The organism is Rhizobium sp. S152 (assembly GCF_030380735.1).
In the GTDB taxonomy this organism is placed as follows: Bacteria; Pseudomonadota; Alphaproteobacteria; order Rhizobiales; family Rhizobiaceae; genus Rhizobium.
Genome location: NZ_JAUDRZ010000002.1, coordinates 112,437 through 135,554, shown reverse-complemented (window position 1 = coordinate 135,554; position 23,118 = coordinate 112,437). Strand labels below are relative to the sequence as shown.

The following is a 23,118-nucleotide window of genomic DNA, read 5'->3' as shown; positions in this document are numbered from 1 at the left end:
CGCGCTGATGCACGCCATTCCAGACAGGCGGCGGATTAGAAAGGAGATCGACATGTGGTTGCCCATCCTCCCATCTCACTGCCACTCACCATAACTTCAGAACCAAATGCCCTTGACGCGTGGACTGCAAGGAATAGTAAGGGTGCTACCTAATAACCGCCGGCGCGCATCCATTCTCCTCCATGCCGACGTTTGCCTCGAAAGCCTCCTATGAAACAAAGAACTTCGCATCGTGGATTGGTCGTTGTCGCGATCATGGCAAGCATGGCGATGATCGCCATCGAAGCAACAATCGTCTCGACGGCGATGCCGCAGATCGCGGCCCAACTCGGTCAGATCAACCTCTATTCGTGGGTCTTTTCGTCATTCCTCCTGACACAGACCGCGACGACTGTGGTGTTCGGCAAGCTTGCCGACATCTATGGACGCAAGCCGATGCTGATGGTCGGCATCGCACTGTTTCTCCTGGCTTCGGTGCTTGCCGGCTTCGCCTGGTCGATGCCCTCGATGATCGCGTTTCGCTTGCTGCAGGGGATCGGCGCCGGCGCGGTTCAACCAGTCGCGATGACAGTGGTTGCCGATCTCTTCCCGGGCAACCAGCGCGGCAAGGTGCAGGGATACCTCGCGAGCGTTTGGGCGTTGTCGGCAGTCGTCGGCCCGCTTCTTGGCAGTATCATCATTCACAACCTCCCATGGGCGTGGATCTTCTGGATCAACGTGCCCGTGGGCCTTCTGGCGGCGCTGGGCTTCATGTTCTTCCTGCATGAGGAAAAGCGACCCCGCGTCGTATCCATCGACGTCTTGGGCGCTGCATTTTTCGCGGTTTCGATTTCCGCGCTGATGATCGCGCTCACCGAAGTGGAGACCGGCCTCTCCGGCTACACTGTCGCAGCCTTTATCGTTTTTCTCTTCACGCTAATCGCCTTCATCTGGCAGGAACGCCGCGCCGAAGCGCCGATGGTCGCCCCCGACCTATGGCTGAGACGCCCGATCGCCTTCGCCAATCTGGCGGTCTTCTTCGCCAGCATGTCGATCATGGGGCTGACGACTTTCCTGCCGATGTATGTGCAAACAGTGCTCGACCGCTCGCCGCTGGTCGCCGGCTTTGCCTTGACCATGCTGTTGCTGGGCTGGCCCTGCGGAGCAACGATCGCATCGCGTCAGTTTTCCCGCTTCGGCCTGCGACCGATCATGATCGTGGGGAGCCTGTTCATACCGGTTGGCACCTGCCTGCTCGTGCTGCTGGCGCCCTCCAGTTCCCCGGTGCTCGCCGCGGCTGGCTCTCTCATCATGGGCTTCGGAATGGGGTTGCTTAATATCGGCGCCCTCATCCTCACCCAGGAGAGCGTGAGCGCATCCGACCGGGGCAGCGCCACGGCTTCCAACGTGTTCTCACGCAATCTCGGCAGCACGCTCGGCGCCGCGGTACTGGGTGCGGTTCTGACCTATGGTCTGGCGCATGCCAACAATGGGCAGGCGATCACGCCTGAGCAATTGCGGGCTCTTTTGAACGGCACGGGCACGGTCCTTGGCGGCGGCGATGAAATCCGTCTGGCATTGCAACAGGCGCTGCACGCGACCTTCATGGTGATGATGCTCATCGCTGTCCTGATCGTCCCGGCGTGTCTGTTGGTGCCGCACCCGCAGACACCACAGGCAGAGCCAAAGAGCGCCTGATGTTTTCGAAGGCGCGCGTGCAGTTCGCACGGTATTGACCGATCTTGCCTTCGCCCCCTGCCGGGATAAGGAAACGATCTTTCGCACCTCTCCCGAACGGTCGTCACCTGTCTCAGGGAGCGCGCTTCCTGCTTAGGAGAAAAACAAAATAAGCACCCCCGACTATCGATGAAATCAGACCTGCCGGTATCTGCCAGGGGTATGCGATGTTTCTGCCGAACCAGTCCGCAAGCACCAGGAGGAGCGCGCCCATCGCGCTTGAAGTGAGAACCTGAGGTAAGGGTCGCGCAATCCCCATCGATCGCACGATATGGGGTGCGATCAGCCCAACAAATGTCAGCGGTCCAATCGCGATCGTCGCGGTCCCGGTCGAGAGTGCGATAATCGCGAGAAGTGCTGCTCGGCCGAGTGCGATGCTCACGCCGAGGGACCGGGCCGCGGTTTCACCAAGTGGGAAGATCTCGAGCCAGCGAGCCGTCAGCGGCGTGACGGCCAGGATGCAAGCCGTCACGGCAACCGAGGTGATCGCCACTGCCGGCGAAGCTCGGTAGGTCGATCCCGACATCCAGGCCAGTAAAACCGCGGAACGCGGATCGCCGGCAGAGAGGATGACGGACGCCAGAGCGCTGAACAGCGTCGCCAAGGCTATTCCGCTCAACAGCAGACGCCCGCCGGCGTAACCGGACCGCCGGTTGAGAAGAAGGATTGCTGCCACCGCCATCAGCGACCCCGATGCGGCGGCAGCGATCATCTCGCCGTGACCGAAGGTGGGTAGGATCAGCAGCAATCCGATGACGCCCATGGCGGCACCGGAAGAAATGCCAAGCATCTCGGGGCTTGCGAGCGGGTTCGCCGTCATTCGCTGCAGGATGGCGCCGGCCAGTGCCAGAAGTGCGCCCGACGAGGCCGCTACGGCGATGCGGGGAACACGCCACGGAGCGACAGCGGCGAACTCGGCAGGCGTCAGCCAATGCCAGCCGCCGGCTGTGCGACCAAGGAAGATTGCGGCGATCATGACCACCACGCATAGAAGCAGCGCGCTGCCCCATAGGGATGATCCACCGCGCCTGTGCGGTTGGAAACCCTGCTCGATCGCTCCGATGCCGACCGTCAGGAGCTTTGTCCTGCCGAGCAACCAAAGCATGATGGGAGCGCCGAGCATGCTGAAAGCACTTCCGGTTGAGACGACACTGCGGAAGAGTGTTGCGTGCTGAACGAGTTGATCGGCAAGCCACAACAATCCGGCTCCAAGCAACGGTGCCCAAAACAGCCTTGCGCCAAACGTCCTTGCACCGAGCATGCGGGCGAAGTTCGGAGCCGCAAGTCCAACGAAGCCGATGACCCCGACCTCACCGGTGGCCAATGCGGCAATGCTGATGGCGAACGCCAACGTCCATGCTCGCAAGACAGATGCGGAGACGCCGACGCTCCTGGCCTGGGCATCGCCGAGTTCCATGATTCTCAGCGGCCGGACCAAGAGAAGAGCGAGAGCAGCCAGAATGCCGAGCTGCCAACCGAAGTGTTGCGCCGTCGTCCAGCCGTTTTGCGCAAGGTTGCCGCTCTGCCAGACGAACAGGCCGCTCAGGAACTCATGATTGAGAACCGTCAGAGCGCTTGCGGCGGCGCCGCACATCAGATTGATCGACAGGCCGGTTAACAGGACCGCCGTCGGCGAAAAGTCCGTGCGTTTGCCGATGATCAAGATCGCGCAGGTGACCAGCGCCGCACCGCCGAGCGCAACCGCCGGCTGACCGTGATCAAGCAAGGATGGAGCAAAGACCGCACAGACGGCGATGGCAAGATAGGAGCCCGAAGCAAGGCCGAGCGTCGTTGCGTCCGCGAGCGGGTTGCGCAGGCACTGCTGAATGAGAACGGCGGAAAACGACAGTCCGCCGCCCACCAGAAGCGCAACGACGATGCGCGGCAATGCCATCTGCTCGAAAATCAGTGCCCGGATATTGCTTTCGGGCAGCGACCACAGATCGAACCACTGCCGCATCGGCAACAGTTCGCCGAGTGTCCAGATGCTGGCGCCAGCCGCAGCCATGAACAGGATGGCGACGCATGCCGCAAGCCGGTTTGCTCCGGACGCCCTCTCAACCATGCCGACGGCGATCGATATCGAGAACCGCATCTGCGATCACGCCGGCGGCTCGTTCGACAGACAGCATGCCGCCAAGCGGATAGAACGGCGCTATCGCGTGAACATTTCCCGCCCGTACCATCGGCAGATTGCGCCACAATGTGCTTCGCCCGAGCAGGCGTTCGGCACGGCGCGTGCGATCGCCCTGATCGAGGTGGAGCAGGATGGCGTCCGGGCTCGCCGCGAGTTCCGCCAGATCGACAAGGGCATTGCCGAAGGCCGACGTCGGACTCGACAGCGCGTTACGCAGGCCCATTTGTCGAAGCAGCGAATGCACCCAGCTCCCCTCGCCGTAGAGAAACAGCTGGGAGCCGTTCTCGTGCAGGACGCCGACAAAGACCGGCGGCATCCCAATGGCGGAAATTTGACTGGAGCGTCGCGATAGGCTGGCATCGAAACCAGCGACAAGCTCATGCGCCCGCTTCTCTCGCCCGTAAAGCTTCGCCAGCGTGAAAAGTTCAGTCTGGCTGTTTTGCAGCGGATCGGATCCCGGCGCGATGATCATGACGGCATGCGTCGGCGCGACACGTCGCAATTGTTCGGCAAGATTGCTCTGCCAATTCGAAATGAAGATCGCATCCGGCCCCAGTGCCGCGATCAGTTCCATGTTTGGCTCTGCCCGCGAGCCGAGATCGAGCATCTCCTTCGGTGCGTCATCAGGAAGCCATTGTCGATATGTTTCGACGTCGCTGACCGCCAGCGGCACGATGTCGAGCGCCAGAAGCGTGTCCGCCGCGGCCCAATCGATCGCGACGAGACGCGGCTGCGTATACGCTCTCACCGGCCGCGCGCAGGTCTCGAGAAACCCGAGCGCGGCGATCGTCATCAAGCTGCGACGGCCGATGGCACGATCCATGTTCCGTCTGCCCTTAGAAATCGAAACTCGTCGACACCAGGAAGGTGCGCGGCGCGCCGCGTGCAAGGCCGAAATTCGAGGAAGCGGCCGCCCAATAGCTTTTGTCGAACACGTTTTCGACGGAAGCGCGCACCGTGATCGGCTTGCCGTTCTCCCGCACATACTCGCAGCGCGCCCCGAGATCGAAACGCGTCCAGTCGGGGATGCTCTGGGTGTTGTCGACACTGGCATATTGCGAGGCGGTGTGAATGACCCGTCCCGTCAGCGTCAGACCCTCGGCGAAAGGCGTGTCCCACTCGGCCCCGAGATTGAGCTGCACATCCGGGATGCCAATCGCTTTCTTTCCGTTGTTCTTCCCGTCAACAGTCTTGGTCTGCACGCCATCCATGAAGGTGACGCCGCCGAGAAGCCGGACATCGTCCGCTACCTCGCCGAAGATATTGAGCTCGAGGCCGCGGTTTCGGATTTCTCCGTTCAAACCATAAACTCTCGTTAACGTATTGAGGAACGCGCTTGGCTGCTCGATCTGGAAAACACTGGCCGTCGCGCTGATGCTGCCGAAATCGACCTTGACGCCAGCTTCATACTGCTTGGATTTGATCGGCGGGAAGGCTTCATTCGGATTGCTTGCTGTCGTGGGCGCAATTGGTCCCTGGCTTAGCCCTTCAATATAGTTGGCGTAAAGTGATACGTTCTCCCATGGCTTCACGACCACGCCAACTGCAGGCGTAATGGCGCTCTGATCATAATCGGCCGTTTGAACCCCCGTCGGGCTCCAAGCCTTCTGCCGGACATTCTGGTGGCGAGCGCCGAGAATGAGTTGAAGGCGATCGTCCAGCAGATAGAGGCTGTCGGTTATCGCGAAGCTTGTCAGCGTCGAGGCGCTTGTCTTGGGTGCTTTGGACAATCTGCCGGTAAGGTCCGGAAACGGCGCCGGGCCCGGATTGTAGATGTTGGAGGAGTAGCTCGAGACGTTCTGTGCCAACGCTCCAAGTTCGTTGTAAAGCCCGGTGAAGCCTACATTCAGTTCATGGCGCACGGCACCCGTTTCAAACTTTGCCCGAATGCCAGCCTCACCGGTAATGGAGTCGTTGTAGGTCGGTTGATAGTAGTTGGTAGCATCGAAATCGCCGGCAGCGTTCTTGATATAAGAGAAGTTGTAGAGACCCAGGAAGTCGTTATGGCGAGCGCCAATACTGGCATAGGCCGTAACGTCATCGGTGATATCGACCTCTCCCCGTACAATGCCGAGCACGTCCTTTCCATCCGAGTAGTACCAGTCCTGGCCAAGGTCGCTGGATGCATCGGGCGCCCGAGGGGCCTGTACGCCAGTGTTCAGGAAGATCGGCCTCGCAGGATTGTCGGAATAGTTCTTCTGATAGACCAGATCGGCCGAAAGGCGCACGCGGTCGCCCCTGTAGTCGAGGCCGATCGACCCTTCGCCAAGTTCGTTCGCCTGGCCATCGACCGGCGCATCCCCTTTCATGAATCCGCCATTGACCCGAACACCGAATTCGCCGGCATCACCGAAGCGGCGGCCGATATCGACCTTCGTGCCAAGCTGGCCCTGCGAGATATAGCTTCCCGTCACCCTTGTCAGCGGCTCGTCGGTCGCGCGTTTCGGCACCAGGTTGATGGCGCCGCCAATGCTTCCCTGCGGCGGCATGCCATTAAGCAGTGAACTCGGTCCCTTGAGAACCTCGACCCGTTCCACCCAGGACGTTCCGGACATCTGGAAGGGCACCAATCCATACAGGCCGCCGACGGAAATGTCGGGATTGGCAAGCGGAAAACCGCGAACGAAGAACTGGTTGGAGTAGCTGCCCTCCGCCCAGGTCGAGCGCACCGACGGATCGTTCTTGGTGACATCCGCGACGGAGCGCGACTGCTGGTTTTCGATTGTCTTCGATGTAAAGCTGGTGACGTTGAAGGGCGTATCCATGATATCCCGATTTCCGAGAATACCAAGGCGGCCTCCCTTGGCGACCTGGCCACCGGGGTATTCGGCCGGAAGCGCGCCGGCGCCTTGGACCGTGATCGGCTGAAGCACGGTAGAGCCATCATTGGCGGCTCCCGGCCCGACGCCTGCACCCGAAACCGTGATGACGACGGCGTCACCGGAATATCGGTACGCGAGACCGGATCCGGACAATATGGCGGCGATTGCCGCGTCGTTGGACAGCCTGCCGTTTGCGCCCGGAGAATTCTTGCCGCGGACGATATCGGCCGAGAAGAAGAGCTGAATGCCCGTGGCATTCGAGAACTGGACAAGAGCGCTCGCCAGCGCTTGCGGACGAATGCTGAACGACCGGCCTTCGGCAACCGGCGGCGACGACTGAGCAAAGGTGATCTCCGGAACCAGCGCCGTGGTGCAAAGAAGTGCCGTTGTCACCAGCATCGTGTATCGCCACACGTCACGATCAGCCCCATGTCGTGTCAGTCTTGCCCAGCTCATGCTTATGCCCCGCCTCATATATCGCCGCCCCAACCAACTCGGAGCGCTCTTTCATGAGGCCGCCTTTGCACGCAGCCTCATTGGGTTTAACACCCGGAACATCGGGGGGTATGGAACGATGCCTGAAATAATTATCGAGAGGTGACGACGGTGACGATGCCCGCGCCGTCGATGATCTTGATCGGCAATCCGCTCGCGATGATCTGCAGCGCGTCGGAGGTATCGTTGGTCTTCAGGATTGCCGTCACCGGAATATCGCCGATCGCGGAATCCATCAGTACGATACGGCCGTGCCGGTAACGCTCCAACTCCAAGAGAACGCGTCGCAACGGCTGGTCGACGAAAACGATACGATCCTGCCGCCATGCATCGACTGTCGCCACGTCGTAACGTTGCGATGGTTCCAGACCGGTGGCGCTGTAGGATATCTGCCATCCCGCTTCGACAACCGCCGGCGGCTGATGCGCGGCCTCGACCGATACCGCGTGCTCGACAACCGAAACAGTGACGCGATCATCCAGCATCTTGACGTCGAAGATCGTGCCGAGCGCGGTCGCGGTACCATTCCCCGCCTCGACGATGAAGGGGCGCGAAGCAACCGGCGCCACGGTAAAATAGCCTTGGCCGCGGTGCAGCGTCAAGCGTCGCTCGCTTTCTCCGAAATGGACTGACAGTGCTGAATAACTCCCGAGCTCGACCGTGCTGCCATCCGGCAGGGTAAAGGTCTTCCGCTCGGCAACATCGGTCGTGTAATCGGCGAACAAGGCCATGCGGCTTGCCGTGTAGATCCCGATTCCGCCGATCAGAAGCGCACCTGCGCCCAGCAGGACATTGCGTCGCTGGACCAAGGCCGAGCGCTTTCGCATCCGCTCGTATTCCGGCTTGATTATCTCGAAGCGCTGCCAGAATTTTTGCGCGCGAGACAGCGCCTCCGCGTGCCGGGCGTCGGTCGCGACCCATCGCTCGAACTCTGCGCGATCCTCGGAACTGGCTTCCTTGTCGGAAAGCAGAACCAGCCATGCCAGCGCCTGCTGGTAGAGCGGATCGTCATCTGTTGCATTGGCGGCCATTCAGATCGTTCCGCTGCCATTCGGTTGCCGGTTACTATCGTGAAACTTCGCCATCAGGCGAGCAGTTTGTCGAGATCCTGCACCGCGGCGAGCACATGCGTAATCACGGAACTGCGCGCGATCCCCATGCGCTGCCCGACTTCCCGATAGCTCAGCCCTTCTATCCGGCTGAGCACGAAGGCATCCCGTCGGCGCGGCGGCAACCGGTGGATTGCCTGCAGCAGCCGCCGCAATTCATCGCGATGGAGCGCTGTCATCTCAGGCGTGGGCGAGGCGTCCGCGACAGCGCTCACATCCTGGTCGGCAAGCTCGAAGCGCTGGCGTCTCCTTGCATCCCTGAGGTGATTGAGCGCCAGATTTCGTGCCGTCTGGGTGATGAAAGCGGCATTCGTGCGCGCTTCTCGATCACTGCTGCCGATCAAATTTGCAAAGGCTTGATGAACGAGGTCTTCAGCGACTGAGTGACTTCCCACCAGCCGGCGGATAAACGAAAGGAGTCGTTGGCGCTCGCTGTCGTATAAGCTCGATATGTCAGAGACAGCCGTTAGCATGCTGTTGCCGATCGCGGGTTAATTCTGGTCCATCCGCACTGTATCGATCTGAAACCAAAAGGAAAGTGTAAACATGCCTTTCTTTGTCATGTTTAAACCGGGCGCAGTCGCTTGCCAGAGCTTGTTGCATAAATGCACAAATCTCTGGGAGTTCTGATGCCGCTGGCTCGGCGCCCTGAATGACTTTCGCGGCTGATGCGCTTGCGAGATCACTTCGCGCTGAAGTGATCTGAGCCGGCGGCGCAATGGCATGCGTCTTCTTTCCGTGGCGGCCCCAGACAGGAGGACACAATATCGCGCCCCGATCTCCGTCGTTGTCGCGGCCCTCGGCGCCAAGGATGTGGTCTCACGCACCTTGCTCTTCGTGCGACTACGACGCAGGCACGCCGAGCGGTCTTGGCATGTCGAACCACTAGCTCGTGCTGCCGATCGTCACATATCGCTTGGCACAGTAGAGAAGCGCTTCCTGGCTTTCGGCGACGTTGACGCGCAGGACGCGGCCAAAGAGAACGCGGTGCGTTCCCTGATCGAGCGAATTCGTCAGTTCGCATTCGAAGCTGACCAGCGCGTCCTCCAGCACCGGCGCGCCGGTATTGCCTTCGACCCATCCCCCGGTCGCGAAGCGCTCTGCCATCGGGGTCTTGCCGCCGAACAGATTGGAGAGCGCGACGTGGCCGGGAGCCAGCGTGTTGACGCAGAAGAAGCGCGCCGTCTCGAACGCCGGGAAGCAGGAACTCGTGCGGTTTATGCAGGCGAGCAGCGTCGCCGGCGTATCGCTGACACTGCAGACAGCCGACGCTGTAAATCCGTAAGGGCCGTCACCGGCCCGCGTGGTCACGATGTTGACCGCCGCGCCGAGGCGCGACATCCCATGGCGGAACTCCATGCTTTCCACCGTTTCGAAGCTGTGATCCATGATCCCCATGTGCCGTCTCCTAGATCCGCGCGGGGCGTTCGAAACCCATCCGGTCGCGCAGCGTGCCGCTTTCATATTCGGTGCGATAGAGGCCCCGCTCCTGCAGGATCGGCACGACCATGTCGACGAAATCGGTCAATCCATCGGGGAAATGCGATGGCATGATGTTGAAACCGTCCGCGGCGCCGGTTTCAAACCAGGTCTCGAGCGTATCCGCAATATATTCCGGTGTTCCGCAGAGAACCCAGTGTCCGCGGGCCGCGGCCATGAGGTTGTAGACATCCCGCAGCCGCATGTTCTCGCGCCGCGCCTTGTCGAGCATGACCTTGGCGAAGGCGTGGTAATTGTCCGATGGCTTCAGGTCCTCGGGAATGGGGCCGTCGAGATCGTAGACGCTCATGTCGATGCCGAAACGATCGGACAGCAGCGACAGCGCATTGGTTTCGCTGATGAAGCCCTGAAGCGCCGCGAGCTTGTCGTGCGCTTCGCGCTCGGTGCGTCCGACGATCGGCATGAGACCCGGCAGGATGACCATGCTGTCTTCGGCGCGGCCGTATTTCGGCAGGCGATCCTTGACGGAGCGGTAGAAGGCACGCGCCTCGTCGAGATCCTGCGTGACGGAGAAGACGACATCCGCCGACTTGGCCGCCAGCTCCTGGCCGGGACCTGACCCGCCGGCCTGAAGGATGATCGGCTGGCCCTGCGGCGAGCGGCCGATGTTCAACGGTCCCTTGACCTTGAAGTGCGCTCCATCGTGGTCGAGACAGCGAACCTTGGCCGGATCGATGTAGAGACCGGTCTCGCGATCCGCGACGATCGCGTCGTCCGCCCAGCAATCCCACAGGCCGCGAACGACAGTCAGGAATTCCTCGGCGATCTCGTAGCGCTTGGCATGATCGGGATGGATCGTCCCGAAATTCGCCGCAGCCGTCGGGTTCGCCGTCGTGACAGCGTTCCAGGCCGCGCGACCACCGCTCAGGTGATCGAGGGACGCGAAGACGCGGGCGACCGTGAAGGGATCGCTGTAGGTGGTCGAGACGGTGGCGCCGAGGCCAATATGCTTAGTCGCGCCGGCGACGGCCGAGAGCAGCGTCAGCGGCTCCAGCCGCGCCGTGTAGGAGGGGTGCGCCGCCGGATCGGCGTGCAGGTTGTCGCCCATGAAGATCAGGTCGAAGAGGCCGCGCTCGGCTTCCTGCGCGATGGCGCGGACCTGGTCGATATTCTGGAAGCTGTCGATCGCGCCCGGCATCCGCCATCCGGCCACATGGCTGCCGGTGCCGAGAAGGAAGAGGCCGAAGTGAATCTTGCGTGTCATGCTGTGCTTATCTCCAGAAGACGTAACGCCGCTCGACGAAGCTGATCGCGCCGAAGAAGACGAGGCTGATCGTCGAGGCGACGATGATGGCGGCCCAGACCTTGACGAAGTCGATCTGCAGCACGGCCTGATAGATGACCCAGCCGAGCCCGCCGTAAGCGCCGAGCATCTCGGTGACGATTGCCACCAGCACGCTGCGAACGGTCGAGACACGCATGCCGGCGATGATCAGCGGCAGCGCGGTGGGCAGGCGCAACCTCCAGACGATGGCAAACTGTCCCGCGCCGAAGGAACGGATGAGATCGACCGTCTTGCGATCGATCCGGTCGAGGCCGGCGATGGTGCTGAGAAAGATCGTGAAGGAAACGGCGATTGCCACCATCACCACCTTGGACGTCATGCCCATGCCGAACCAGAGCAGGACAAGCGGCGAATAGGCGACCACGGGGACCGAATTAATGGCGGTCGCCAGCGGCAGGACGACGCCACGCGCGGCGGGGATGATGGTGACGAGCACGGCGAGCGACATGCCGATGGCGCAGCCAATCACGTAGCCGGCGATGGCCTCTCCAGCCGTAAAGGCGGTGGCGTCAAGAAGATTGCGCGCGTCCGACACCATTCCGGAAAGAATGCTGGAGACCGAAGGCAGCACATAGGCGGGCAGATTGAAGCCACGCGCCGCCAGTTCCCATATGACGGCGACGAGAAGCGCGCCGGCGATGCCGCGGCCGATCTGGCGCAGGTTGTCCGTGCGTTGAGTGCTCATTTCTCGATCCCCCAGAAGACGATATGGCGCTCCGCCCAGGATACGACGCCGTAGAGCCCCATGCCGAGACAGGCGGAGACGACGATGGTTGCCCAGATGCCGACGACGTTTTCGTTGTACATCGCCTGTAGCAGCAGCACGCCGAGACCGGTCGTATCGCCGAACCACTCGCCGACGATCGCGCCGACCAAGGCAAGCGAAGAGGCGAGCTTCAGCGCGACGAAGATCTGCGGCAAAGCGGCCGGCAGATAGATGCGCCGCAGGATCTGTCCGTCCCTGGCGCCGAAGCTGCGCATCAGTTGAACCTGCTTGGGGTCCACCGATGAAAAGCCGAGGATGGCGTTGACCGTGACCGGAAGGAAGCTGACATAGAAGGAGATCACCGCCTTGGCGAACAGCGTGTTGCCAAACCAGAGCACAACCACCGCGCCGAAGGCGATGACGGGAATGGTCTGAGAGACGATGAAGAGCGGAAAGAACAGCTCGCGAAGTGCCGTCCAGCGATGGAAGACGACCGCGATCGCTACGCCGAACAGGCTACCCGCAACGAAGCCGAGCGCCGTCTCGAGGAAGGTCCGCCAAAGGCCGGCAAGATAGGCGCCGGGCGTCGCCATGATGTTGGCGGCAATGGCGCTTGGGCGCGGCAGATAATAGGGGCGGATGCCGAAGGCCATGACGATCACCTCGATCGCCAACAGCCCGACAGCCAGCCAAAGGATCGGCTTCACCGCCGTGTAGATCCTGCCCGTCGAGATGACGGGCAGGCTTGTCGCGGATGAATTCATTCCAGTCACAGGCGTCGTTCCTCGGCCGGGATCTTGTCGATGAAGGAGGCGTTGAAGGCCTTGTCGAGATCGACGGGCTTGGAGATCACGCCGTACTTGGCGAGCAGTTCGTTGGCCGAGCCGACGGCTGCCTTGTCGATGGTGAAGATGCCGTCGGTCGAACCCTTGCCCGCCGTCATCAGCGTCTTGATCTCGGACAGCATGAATTCCTGCTGCGCGCGGTCGAGCGTAGGCGCGATCTTCATGATGATATCGATCGCTTCCTTCTCGTTGGCGAAGGCTTCCTTCCAGCCCTTGACGCTGGCGCGCAGGAACTTCTCGACGAGTTCAGGCTTCTCGGCGGCGGTCTGCTCGGAGACGATCAGCGTATCGCGCGGGAAAGAGACGCCGCTGTCCTCCGGCACGAAGAGGTTGAGGTTTTCCTTACCGACGCGCTGGTTGATGACGTAGAGCTCGTTGTAGCGGGTGGCGGTCACGACATCGACCTGCTTGTCGACGAAGGGCGTGACGGAAACTTGCTGCGGCTGGATATCGGCTTCCTTGGGGTCGATGCCGGCTTTCGACAGCATGGCCGAGAGAACATGGTTGGCGCCGGTGAACCAGGTGGTGATCTTCTTGCCCTTGAAGTCGGCAACGCTTTGTACCGCCCCGTCCTTGTGCGAGACAAAGACGAACGGGGTCTGCTGGTGCGCGACGCCGATGCAGACGATCGGCAGGCCCTTGTCACGTCCGGCGAAGACGCTGTCGGTGCCGCCGGAGAGGCCGAACGTATCGGCGCCGGTCGCGACGAGGTTTTCGGTCAGAAGGTTCGGTCCACCAGGATTGATGGTGAGGTTGATGCCTTCATCCTTGTAGTAGCCCTTTTCGAGAGCCACGTAGAAACCGGCGAACTGGGCCTGCGTGAGCCACTTCAGGCGCAGGCTGGCATCGACCATCTCCTGCGCGGCGGCCGGAGCGGCACCCATGCCGAGTGCCGGAAGCGTTATGGCGGCGGCAGCGAATGCTGCGATCACGTTACGTCTGTTAAGCATGAAACCCTCTTTTATGTTGTTCGTGACTTGTCGTTGCCTCCTCCCTGATGCGCTTACTGCCGGAAGTCAGAGCCTTCCCTGTCCAGCTGGCGCAGGAACGCCGGCCACTCCCGTTCGCCGGCAATAAGAATGTCGCCCTTGCTCTCCCAGAACTGGCGTGCCGCCTTCTCGCAAACGTCGTGCGGCGGGATGACGAGCTCGGCGCCGGAAGCGGTCGCGGCCTGGAGATCGAGCTGGATGCGCGCGGCGCGCTCGAAATAGTAGAGCAGCATGAAGGCTTCGCCCGGCGTGCGGCCGATGGTGAGGATGCCGTGGTTGCGCATCAGCATCACCTTGTTGCCGCCAAGGTGATTGATGATGCGCTCCTGCTCCGCCAGGTCGATGGCGACGCCCTCATAGGCGTGGAAAGCCTGGCGCTGGTAGAAGCGCATGGCGAACTGGCTGAGCGGCAGCAGGCCGTCCTTCTGGCAGGAGACCGCGACGCTGGAATCGGAGTGCGTGTGCAGCACGCAGACGGCATCGTGGCTCGACTTGTGCAGCGCGCCGTGAATGACGAAGGCGGCCTTGTTGACCGTGTAGGGCGTGTCGTCCAGCTTGTTGCCTTCGATGTCGATCTTCACGAGGCTCGATGCGGTGATTTCCTCGAACAGGAAGCCGTAGGGGTTCAGAAGGAACTGATCGTCGTGGCCGGGGACGCGCATCGAGATGTGGTTGTAGATCAGATCGTCCATGCCGAGGCGGGCAACCATGCGGTAGCAGGCGGCGAGATCGACGCGCGCCTTCCATTCGTCTTCGGCGATATGGGCCGGGCGACCCGAATAATGGTCAGTCATAATCTGTTTCCTCATGCTTCAATCAGTGTGCGGTGAAATCAGTGTCCGGCGACCTGGAAGGACTTCATGCTTTCCTCCTCGATTGCCTCAAGAAGTGTCTTTTTCAGCGCGATGAATTCGGGAGACGTGACGATGTCGGCCTTGCGCGGACGCGGCAGGTCGACAACCTGTTCCAGCTTCACCTTGCCCGGCCGCGCCGTCATGACCAGCACGCGGTCGCCGAGGAAGATCGCCTCGTCGACGTCGTGGGTAATGAACAGCACCGTGCGCTTGTGCTTCTGCCAGACATCGAGCAGCCAGCGCTGCATCATCGTGCGTGTCAGCGCATCGAGCGCACCGAACGGCTCGTCGAGCAGCATCAGATCGCGCTTGAACAGGAAGGTCCGCATCAGCGCCACGCGCTGACGCATGCCGCCCGACAGCTGGTTCGGATACTGCTTCTCGAAACCGGCGAGACCGAATTCGGGAAGCATCTCCATCGCCAGCTTGCGCGCCTCTGCACGCGGCATGCCCTCGATTTCAAGGGCGATGATGGCGTTGTCGATGACATTGCGCCAGGGCAGCAGCAGATCGCGCTGCGGCATGAAGGATACCTTGCCGAGCAGATCGGACGCCGTGGAGCTGACGCCCTTCAGGCGCAGGATATTGCCCGCGTCAGGCTCTTCCAGACCGGCGAGGATGTTGAAGAGCGTGCTCTTGCCGCAACCCGAGGGGCCGACCACGGTCACCAGTTCGCCAGGACGAATGGACACTTCGAGATCGCTCAGCGCCTTCGTCGCGCCGAAGGTCTTCGAGACGTTTCGCAACTCGATGAGCGGCTTCCCGTCATCCACCGCATCGGCGGCTTCGAGCAAGGCAGGAGTGGAGAAAGCGGCCTGCGTCTTTCGCGGCCTCAGCAACTCGATCAATCCCATGGCGCCGGAGGCCGGGCCGCGAGGAAAGAGGTCGGTTGGCGTTATCGTCCTGTCAGTCATGAGCACGAGTCCTGTCACGTATGCAAATCTTGGTCAAAGAAATACAAGCAAGCTGTATGCCAGATGCAGAACGCCATTTTTTTCGGCCAAAAAACAGAGATATGCTCCCGCGGTCAACAAGCGTCGGACCTTCGAACGCCTATCCGATGCAAATATTATACAAAAACAACAATATATGTATACGTAAAATCGATGTTCGTGTTTTCAATGCGCTATTTGTTGTGCACGCCGTGGGTATTTTTTAGCCATCAGGCATCAATGTTCGAAATTTCGACAACCAGCCGCTTCCGAGGATGGGCATACGCAGAAAAAAGACCGGAAACGGCGCCGTTCCCGGTCTTTGAAAATCGATATGGAGACTGTCCTAGGACAACGCCCGCTTCATCATCTCGAAGAAGCCGTTGTTCGATGCCGTCTCGACAACGCGGGCGTTCACCTTGAACTCCGGCCAGCGATTGCCGAGAACCGGTGGATGAACGGCCGAGAATCCCCGGGTGATTTCACCCGCGGTCTCGATCCGCACAACCGCGTCGCGCGCGCGCTCGATCAGATCGGGATTGAGCGCCATGGCGCAGGTGAGCGAATCCGGATGCGTGCTGATCGGCCGGCCATAGCGCGCCTCCGCGGTCTGGCGGGGAGTGGCCGAAACCTTGCGGTAGAACTCCGAAAGCGGCGTCTTCATCGCGAAGATTTCATCGAGCTGGTCCGCTTCGAACAGGCTGGAGCGCATGGTGAGCGTCCAGGTCGAAAGCGTGATGTTGAAGCCGGCCTCGAAGACGATCTTAGCCGCTTCGGGATCGATGAAGAAGTTGTACTCGGCGCAGGGAGTAATGTTGCCGACCGAATTGTCGGTGCCCCCCATGATCCAGAGATGACGAACCGCCTTGGCGATGCGCGGCTCCTTCATCACCGCCAGCGCGATGTTGGTCAGCGGCGCCTGGGCGAGGATGTCGATCTCGCCGGGCTCGGCCATCACCTTCTCGATGATCGCATCGACGGCATGCATCGTCTCGGGCCGCTGGCGGGCGATCGGCAGGTTGGCGCCGCTCATCCCGTCATTGCCGTGCATGGTGGAGGCTTCCCATGGCTTGACCATCGGCCGCCGCGCGCCGCAGTAAACCGGAACCTTGCCGGAGAAACCGGCGGCCTCGATGGTCGCCAGCGCGTTTTCCACCTGCTGGTCGAAGGGCACGTTGCCGACGCAGACGGTCACCGCCTCCAGCGTCGACCCCGGCGTCTTCATGGCCAGCAGCAGGGAATAGGTATCATCCCCTGCGGTATCGGTATCGATAATCAGCCGCATCAGTAGAACTCGAATCCCATGGTGCGGGCATGATAGTAGAGCCCGCCATCCTGCACGATCAGAAATTCGGCGCGCGTGTTGCCGTCATTGTGGTGGCTGTGCTTGGCGGCGGCGGGCGTCACCAGCGTTGCCCAGGGCGACCAGTCGCATTTCTGCTCGGCAACCATGGAGTAAGCAGGATCCCCGGCGACGACCAGCGTGATGGCGGCCGAATTGTGCTTGTGCGGCGGCTGCGCGCTCTTGGGCTTCAGCGTGTTCAGCGACAGCGTCATGGTCGGCGTGATGTTGCGGGCGGCTTCGGTTTTTTCGGCCGAGAAGATTAGCGCGTGACCCGATGTCGAGGCATTGGCGTTCGAGCTATAGACCACGTCGAGCTGATGGGTGATTTCATCGGCCGGATAGTGCACGAACTGCACCGCGGCTTCCTTGCCGGTGACCGGAGCGGAGGTGTCGAATTTCAGCTGCGGGTCGTTGCCGACAGCCCAGAAGACGCAATCGTCCTTGGCGGCGATCGCCGACGTGATGCCACCCGGCAGAAGGAAGACATCGCCCTTGCCGAGCGTCGCCTTCTCGTCACCGACGACGAGGCTGGAGCTGCCCTTGATGACGTACCAGATCGACGCCGTGTTCACGAGCGTCGTATCCAGCGTTTCACCGGCCTTGACCACAGCATAGCGCGCCAGCATCAGCGGCGTCGTTGCGGCAAAGCCGCATTCCATCTTGTCCGACTGGTCGCAGTTGATGAAGCCGGTTTTCTCCATCTTCATCGCCTGCGCCGGCTCGTCCATGAAGATGTGTCCCGGCACGGCCGGAAGCTTTATGTTGAAGGCATTGCCGGAATTGAAATAGCGGCTGCGCGCCTCGGCCGCGTTGGCGGGCTCGCGCGGCAGTTGGACCGGCATTTCGGCCATGTCGTTGGCTGTGCTCATCATGCATCTCCTTGGTTGAACGAAACACCCGCTTCTTCGAGAAGCAGGTCGAGAAGAACGGTCGCGCCGGCGGCGACATGATCCGGTTCGGACCACTCGTCCGGATGGTGGCTGATGCCGCCCCGGCAGGGAATGAAGATCATGGCGGACCGCGTCAGCCGCGCCATCTGCCGCGCATCGTGTCCGGCTGCGGACAGGACGTCCAGGCGCGACAGACCATGCCGGTCCGCCGAGTTGCGGATCGCCTGCTTGAGCCCCTCGTCGAAACCGTTCGAGGGCGCGTCGACGAGGCGGCGGATCTCGACCTCGCAGGCGCCGGCTTCAGCGCGCGCGATCTCTTCCAGCCGGGCGCCGCACGCTTCCAGCACGCTATTGTCGGGATGGCGCAGGTCAATGCGGAAGGTCACCTTGGCCGGGACGACCGACGGCGCATTGGGCTCGACGACGACACGGCCGATGGTGAACTTGATCAGTTCCTCGCCGGCCATCGCGTCATGCATCCGCGTCGCCATGCGCGCGAAGGCCTGCACCGCATCCTGTCGGCGGGCCATCGGCTCGGTACCGGCATGCGCCTCGCGGCCTGATATCGTGATGTCGTAGGTCTTCTTGCCCTGGATGCCGGAGACGACGCCGATGACGGCGCCCTCCGTTTCCAATACATCGGCCTGCTCGATATGCGGCTCGATATAGGCGTGAATGGGAAATCCGAGTGCGCGACGTGGCAGCTCAGGAAACGCGGCATGCAACTCGCCAAGGGCATCGCCGACGCTGACACCATCGGCGTCACGCACCGCCGTCACCTCTTCGCCTGTGCGCAGACCGGCGAAGAGTTCGGAGCCCATCATGCCTGGAGCGAAGCGGCTTCCCTCTTCGTTCATCCAGCCGACGACCGTGATCGAGCGCTCCGGCGTCAGGCCCGCTTCCGATATCGCGGTCACGGCCTCCAGTGCCGCGAGCACGCCGAAAGCCCCATCAAAAAGACCGCCTGTCGGCTGGCTGTCGATGTGACTGCCGGCGACGACAGGCGCCAGGTGGGGAAGCACGCCTTTGAGGGTGAGAAACAGATTGCCAGCCGGATCGGTGGATGCTTCGAGGCCAGCCTCGGCGCCCCAGGCGATGATCCGCCGCCAGGCCAGGATTTCCTCGCCTGACAGTGCCTGCCGGTTGACGCCGCCGCCGGGCAGCGCGCCATCCTCGCCGAGCGCCATCAGGCGGGTCCAGAGCCGGTCGGGAGAGGTTGCGGGCCGCGCCATGTCTTTTACTCCGTCCGCATCACCTGGCCGGGATCGGCGCGGGGATCGCGGACTTTCCAGGCGCCCTGCTCCACCTGGGCGATGAAATCGGACACAAGGGAATTGAACAGCATCGGCTCTTCGAGGTTCAGCGTATGGCCGGTCTTCGGGAAGATGGCGAGACCTGCGGCCGGCAGCATTTTCTTGAGGTAGATCGAAGGCTGCAGGCAGTGATCGTCCTCGTCGCCGGTCATGACCAGCGTCGGCACCATCATCGTCTTGAGCTGCTCTTCGAGATCCCAGAAGGAGGGGCGGCGGCACTGGACACCGCGCATGGTGTTGGCGGCGCCGATAGCCGAGTGATGCGACAGGCGCTCGGCAAAGGCCGCCCAGCCGCGCGGATCCTTGTTCTGGAACTGCACCCGGCTGGCGCCGAGCGAATAGATCTTGGAGAACCCAACCGGATCCTTCTCGAAATTGTCGGCGACCTTCAGCGAGGTATTGCGGAAATAGTCGGCCGTTTCCCGCTCCGTGCCGTAACCGGCGCCGGCAACCGTCAGCGACAGCGCGCGCTCCGGCGTGCGAAGGCCGAAATGCAGGGTGGCGAAGCCGCCCATCGACAGGCCGACGATATGCGCCTTCTCGATGCCGAGCGCGTCGAGCACGGCTACCGCATCATCGGCGGCGTTGGCCTGCGAATACATCTCCATATCCGCGGGGATATCGGACGGCGCATAGCCGCGCGCCGCATAGGTGATGCAGCGGTGACGACGGGCAAAGAAGCTCATCTGCGGTTCCCAGGCATCGTAGTTGCCGCCGAACTCGTGGATGAACAGGATCGGCGTTCCGCTCTCTCCTGCCGTCTCGTAGTAAAGCTTCGTTCCATCCTTGGCGGTCGCGTACATGTGAAAGCCTCTTTGCCTCGTGTCGTCGATGGGTATTCCGGCCCTAGAAAAGGGCCGGTACGTCGTTGAGCGTGCGCGCGGTTTCGATATAGCGCGGCAGGCCTTCGCAGAAACGCTCGGCCCAGGCCGATGGCACCGACGTCGAGACCTTGATGAAGCGATCGCCGAAAGCGGCCGTGTGGTAGCGACCCTGGCGGATCATCACGCCCTCGCGGCGGGCGGCCTCGACGATGGCCTCGGGAGATACGCCGGTGGAGGCGGTCTCGAGAACCAGGAAGTTGCCGTGGGAGACCGGGATCGGAACCGAGAGACCGGTCGCCTTGGCGGCCTCGATGATCATCGCCTTGTTGGCGCTGTCGATGCGGCGCACGTCCTTCATCCATTCCGGCTTGACCGACAGGCCGGCCATCGCCGCGCGCTGGGCCACGACCGATGCGCCGAGCACCGAGGTGGAGGCGGCCGAGAACTCATCGACCAGCTTCGGCTCGGCGACGAGAGCGCCGATGCGCATGCCGGCGAGGCCGAGCCACTTGGAGAACGACAGCGAAACGACCGTGCCCTCGGGCGCGACCTGCAGCACCGGCGTATGGCCGTCGGCGAAATCGCGATAGGTGCAATCGTGGATCAGGAGCGCGCCGACCGAGCGGGCGATCTCGGCAAAGGCCTCGATCTCTTCACGGTCGTAGCGGATGCCGAGCGGATTGTTCGGATCGACGATATAGATGATGGCGCAACGCTCATCGACGTTGGCGCGCAAAGCGTCCGGCGTGAGCTTGTAGTTGACCGAGGCATCGTAGATCGGGATCTGGACCACTTCGGCGCCCGCCTGCTCGGCGAACATGCAGGGCCACTTCCAGGTCGGGTCGGTGGTGACGAGCGTCGTGCCCGGCTTTGCGCGCGCCTTGCAGATCATAGCGAGCGCATTGACGCCGCCTTCGGTGACGAGCGCTTCGGCCGAGGTTCCGGCGACGCCGAGGTCGGCGACGATCGCGCTGCGCAGCGCTTCGAAGCCCATCGGCGGGGCATAGGCATTGAACTCGCCGGCTTCAACCGAGCGGATCATGGCTTCCGCAACCGCCGGATGGGCGGGCACGTGGTTGGTGTTCTGACCCATCCACGCCAAGTCGGGCGTGGAGAACAGATCGTCGAAATAGCGGTTGCGGGTGCGTGCGTCGGCCATGATCAGATCACCGAACCGCGCGCTGCGATACCGCCATCGATCGTGACGACCGTGCCGCTGATGTAGCCGGCCTTGGGCGATGCCAGGAAGACGCAGAGATCAGCGACTTCCTCGGCGGTTGCCGGACGCTTGCCCGGATATTTGTCGTAGAGTTCTTCCCAGCGGCTCTCGTCGCCGAGCATGTCGATGGCCTTGCGCTTCATGATCTTGAACATGCGCGGGGTATCGACCGGGCCCGGGTTGACGCCGACGACGCGGATGCCTTCATCCATGCTGCGTCCGCCGAGCGCCTTGGTGAAGCTCATCAGCGCGGCATTGCCGGTGGAACCGGCGAAATAGGCGGCATCCCAGTTTTCGCCGGAATTGCCGATGACGTTGATGATGACGCCACCCTTGCCCTTGCGGCGCTTCCAGAATTCGCGTGCCAGCGTGATGTAGCCGAATACCTTCAGATCGAAGCCGCGACGGATCGATTCGTCGGTGACGTCCTCGATCGAACCAGCCGGGATATCGCCGGCGTTGTTCATCAGGATATCGTAGTCACCGCAAGCCTTGTCGAGCGCGACCATGGCCTCGGTCGTGCCGAGATCGGCCTCGTGCACGGTAACATTGACCGGATACTGCGCCAGTTCAGCCTTCAGCTCTTCCATAGCCGCGCCGTTACGAGCGGCAAGGTGAAGGTGACAACCTTCAGCAGCCAGCACCTTCGCGATGGCATGACCGATGCCCTGCGAGGCTCCAGTGATCAGCGCCGTCTTTCCAGCAAGATTAAGTTCCACCTGCATCTCCTATATGAATACATATTTCGCTTTCTTGAATACGCTGATTTGTCGCCGTGTCCATAGGCGCTCGGACAAAATATCGAAAAATTTTCTTCTCTACCTACGACTTGGGGAATTTATTCGCACTAACTGCAAACCGAGAAGGCAAACAGCTCAATTTCGCGGCAATTTCGTATTTATTTGCGGAAACGCTTTTAATGTATACGAATATCTATTGCACGAATACCGAAATGGCATCAATGTCACATTAGGCCTTCGGGCATGAATGACACCAAACAGACGGCTGGAATATCCTCATGGCAGATGTGTCCCTCAAGAATGTGGGGAAAACTTACGAGAATGCCTCGGCGAACACGATCGAGAACCTCAACCTGGACATTCGCAGCGGTGAGTTCGTGGTGCTTGTCGGCCCGTCGGGCTGCGGCAAGTCGACGACGCTGCGGATGCTGGCAGGCCTAGAGGAGCTGACGGATGGCGAAATCTGGATCGGTGACCGGCGTGTCGACGAGCTGGAGCCCCGTGATCGCAATATCGCCATGGTCTTCCAGAACTACGCACTCTATCCGCATATGACAGTCGCGCAGAACATGAGCTTCGGCTTGAAGCTGTCGGGCATGGACAAGGCAGAGATTCGCCGCCGCGTCGAGGAGGCAGCCAAGGTCCTGGATATCTCAGCTCTGCTGGAGCGCCGGCCCAAGCAGCTCTCGGGCGGCCAGCGCCAGCGCGTCGCCATGGGCCGCGCAATGGTACGCGATCCCGCCGTCTTCCTGTTCGACGAGCCGCTTTCCAACCTCGATGCGAAGCTGCGCGGGCAGATGCGCGCGGAAATCCGCCGCCTGCACAAGCGGCTGAAGGCGACCACCGTTTACGTCACCCACGATCAGGTCGAGGCGATGACGCTGGCGGACCGCGTGGTGGTGCTGAACAAGGGCCTGATCGAGCAGCAGGGAACACCGCAGGAGCTTTACGAGCGTCCGGCGACCCGCTTCGTCGCTGGCTTCATCGGCAGCCCGACCATGAATTTCCTGCCCGCCGAAGTCGTTATGGACGGCGAAACACCGACGTTGAAGTTCGCGGGCGCCACGCTCAATGCGCCTGCCGACAAGATCGAAGCATTGAAGGCCTTCGCCGGTCGCCGTGTCGAAATCGGCCTGCGCCCGGAGCATTTCCTGGCCGACGGCGCAACCGAAATCTCGGTGCCTGTCGACATGGCAGAACTGCTGGGGCCGACGACGCTCGTTCATTTCACGCTGGAAGGCGCCTCCTGTTCGGCCATGCTGCCGCCGGAGCTCGCCGCGGCGGAGGGGCAGACGCAGTCGCTCCGTATCGCCCGCGATCGCATGTCCCTCTTCGACCCGGATACCGGCCGCGCCATCTGACGCGACCACCGCCTGCACGACGACATAAAACCAAGG

Annotated in this window: 20 protein-coding genes; 2 read left to right on the top strand and 18 right to left on the bottom strand. The window is 61.8% G+C overall.

The genetic code is table 11. The annotated features are described in order from the left end of the window. Nucleotides 1-210: 210 nt before the first annotated feature. On the top strand, nucleotides 211-1,677 hold the full coding sequence (locus QTL95_RS02055) for an MDR family MFS transporter (protein WP_289718299.1): 1,467 nt from the start codon (nucleotides 211-213) through the stop codon (nucleotides 1,675-1,677). A gap of 112 nt (nucleotides 1,678-1,789) precedes the next feature. Here the strand turns inward: QTL95_RS02055 and fhuB are convergent, their stop codons facing one another. The 18 genes from fhuB to QTL95_RS01965 form a co-directional block, all read right to left on the bottom strand. Beyond that, nucleotides 1,790-3,811: a Fe(3+)-hydroxamate ABC transporter permease FhuB gene (gene fhuB, locus QTL95_RS02050; RefSeq protein WP_289718298.1), complete on the bottom strand. Its 2,022-nt coding sequence runs from the start codon at nucleotides 3,809-3,811 to the stop codon at nucleotides 1,790-1,792. After that, nucleotides 3,774-4,676, bottom strand: a complete 903-nt coding sequence (locus QTL95_RS02045) for an ABC transporter substrate-binding protein (protein ID WP_289718297.1) — start codon at nucleotides 4,674-4,676, stop codon at nucleotides 3,774-3,776. Before QTL95_RS02045 ends, fhuB begins: the two co-directional genes overlap by 38 nt. Before the next feature lie 13 nt (nucleotides 4,677-4,689). Further along, nucleotides 4,690-7,074 (bottom strand): TonB-dependent receptor, encoded by a 2,385-nt coding sequence (locus tag QTL95_RS02040; RefSeq protein WP_289718296.1) that lies wholly within the window; start codon nucleotides 7,072-7,074, stop codon nucleotides 4,690-4,692. A gap of 188 nt (nucleotides 7,075-7,262) precedes the next feature. Then, nucleotides 7,263-8,201 (bottom strand): FecR family protein, encoded by a 939-nt coding sequence (locus QTL95_RS02035; protein WP_289718295.1) that lies wholly within the window; start codon nucleotides 8,199-8,201, stop codon nucleotides 7,263-7,265. A gap of 53 nt (nucleotides 8,202-8,254) precedes the next feature. Further along, a complete protein-coding gene (locus QTL95_RS02030) occupies nucleotides 8,255-8,752 on the bottom strand; it encodes an RNA polymerase sigma factor (protein WP_289718294.1) in 498 nt (165 codons plus the stop codon). A 412-nt stretch (nucleotides 8,753-9,164) separates the two neighbouring features. Beyond that, nucleotides 9,165-9,677 carry a flavin reductase gene (locus QTL95_RS02025; RefSeq protein ID WP_289718293.1) on the bottom strand — a complete coding sequence of 171 codons (513 nt, stop codon included), beginning with the start codon at nucleotides 9,675-9,677 and terminating at the stop codon, nucleotides 9,165-9,167. Between the two features lie 10 nt (nucleotides 9,678-9,687). Continuing rightward, nucleotides 9,688-10,983, bottom strand: a complete 1,296-nt coding sequence (locus QTL95_RS02020; protein WP_289718292.1) for an LLM class flavin-dependent oxidoreductase — start codon at nucleotides 10,981-10,983, stop codon at nucleotides 9,688-9,690. Nucleotides 10,984-10,990: 7 nt separating this feature from the next. Next, on the bottom strand, nucleotides 10,991-11,749 hold the full coding sequence (locus QTL95_RS02015) for an ABC transporter permease (protein ID WP_289718291.1): 759 nt from the start codon (nucleotides 11,747-11,749) through the stop codon (nucleotides 10,991-10,993). After that, nucleotides 11,746-12,534, bottom strand: a complete 789-nt coding sequence (locus QTL95_RS02010; RefSeq protein WP_289718783.1) for an ABC transporter permease — start codon at nucleotides 12,532-12,534, stop codon at nucleotides 11,746-11,748. The genes QTL95_RS02015 and QTL95_RS02010 overlap by 4 nt, the downstream gene beginning before the upstream one ends. A 5-nt stretch (nucleotides 12,535-12,539) precedes the next feature. Next, complete coding sequence (locus QTL95_RS02005) at nucleotides 12,540-13,565, bottom strand: ABC transporter substrate-binding protein (RefSeq protein WP_289718290.1); 1,026 nt, start codon at nucleotides 13,563-13,565, stop codon at nucleotides 12,540-12,542. Between the two features lie 53 nt (nucleotides 13,566-13,618). Continuing rightward, nucleotides 13,619-14,398, bottom strand: coding sequence for a class II aldolase/adducin family protein (locus tag QTL95_RS02000; protein ID WP_289718289.1), 780 nt, complete (start codon nucleotides 14,396-14,398; stop codon nucleotides 13,619-13,621). Nucleotides 14,399-14,436: 38 nt separating this feature from the next. Continuing rightward, the gene (locus QTL95_RS01995) at nucleotides 14,437-15,312 is read right to left on the bottom strand and encodes an ABC transporter ATP-binding protein (RefSeq protein ID WP_442981250.1); all 876 of its coding nucleotides are present in this window, start codon (nucleotides 15,310-15,312) and stop codon (nucleotides 14,437-14,439) included. 424 nt (nucleotides 15,313-15,736) lie between these two features. Next, nucleotides 15,737-16,675, bottom strand: coding sequence for a nucleoside hydrolase (locus QTL95_RS01990; protein ID WP_289718287.1), 939 nt, complete (start codon nucleotides 16,673-16,675; stop codon nucleotides 15,737-15,739). Further along, nucleotides 16,675-17,604 carry a cupin domain-containing protein gene (locus QTL95_RS01985; RefSeq protein WP_289718286.1) on the bottom strand — a complete coding sequence of 310 codons (930 nt, stop codon included), beginning with the start codon at nucleotides 17,602-17,604 and terminating at the stop codon, nucleotides 16,675-16,677. Before QTL95_RS01985 ends, QTL95_RS01990 begins: the two co-directional genes overlap by 1 nt. Beyond that, nucleotides 17,604-18,857: a hydantoinase/carbamoylase family amidase gene (locus tag QTL95_RS01980; RefSeq protein WP_289718285.1), complete on the bottom strand. Its 1,254-nt coding sequence runs from the start codon at nucleotides 18,855-18,857 to the stop codon at nucleotides 17,604-17,606. Before QTL95_RS01980 ends, QTL95_RS01985 begins: the two co-directional genes overlap by 1 nt. A gap of 5 nt (nucleotides 18,858-18,862) precedes the next feature. Further along, a complete protein-coding gene (locus tag QTL95_RS01975) occupies nucleotides 18,863-19,741 on the bottom strand; it encodes an alpha/beta fold hydrolase (RefSeq protein ID WP_289718284.1) in 879 nt (292 codons plus the stop codon). Nucleotides 19,742-19,784: 43 nt separating this feature from the next. Further along, the gene (locus tag QTL95_RS01970; protein ID WP_289718283.1) at nucleotides 19,785-20,921 is read right to left on the bottom strand and encodes a pyridoxal phosphate-dependent aminotransferase; all 1,137 of its coding nucleotides are present in this window, start codon (nucleotides 20,919-20,921) and stop codon (nucleotides 19,785-19,787) included. 2 nt (nucleotides 20,922-20,923) lie between these two features. Next, nucleotides 20,924-21,706, bottom strand: a complete 783-nt coding sequence (locus QTL95_RS01965) for an SDR family oxidoreductase (protein ID WP_289718282.1) — start codon at nucleotides 21,704-21,706, stop codon at nucleotides 20,924-20,926. A 293-nt stretch (nucleotides 21,707-21,999) separates the two neighbouring features. Here QTL95_RS01965 and QTL95_RS01960 point away from each other — a divergent pair, with 293 nt between their 5' ends. Beyond that, nucleotides 22,000-23,082: an ABC transporter ATP-binding protein gene (locus QTL95_RS01960; protein WP_289718281.1), complete on the top strand. Its 1,083-nt coding sequence runs from the start codon at nucleotides 22,000-22,002 to the stop codon at nucleotides 23,080-23,082. The last annotated feature ends 36 nt before the right edge of the window (nucleotides 23,083-23,118 follow it).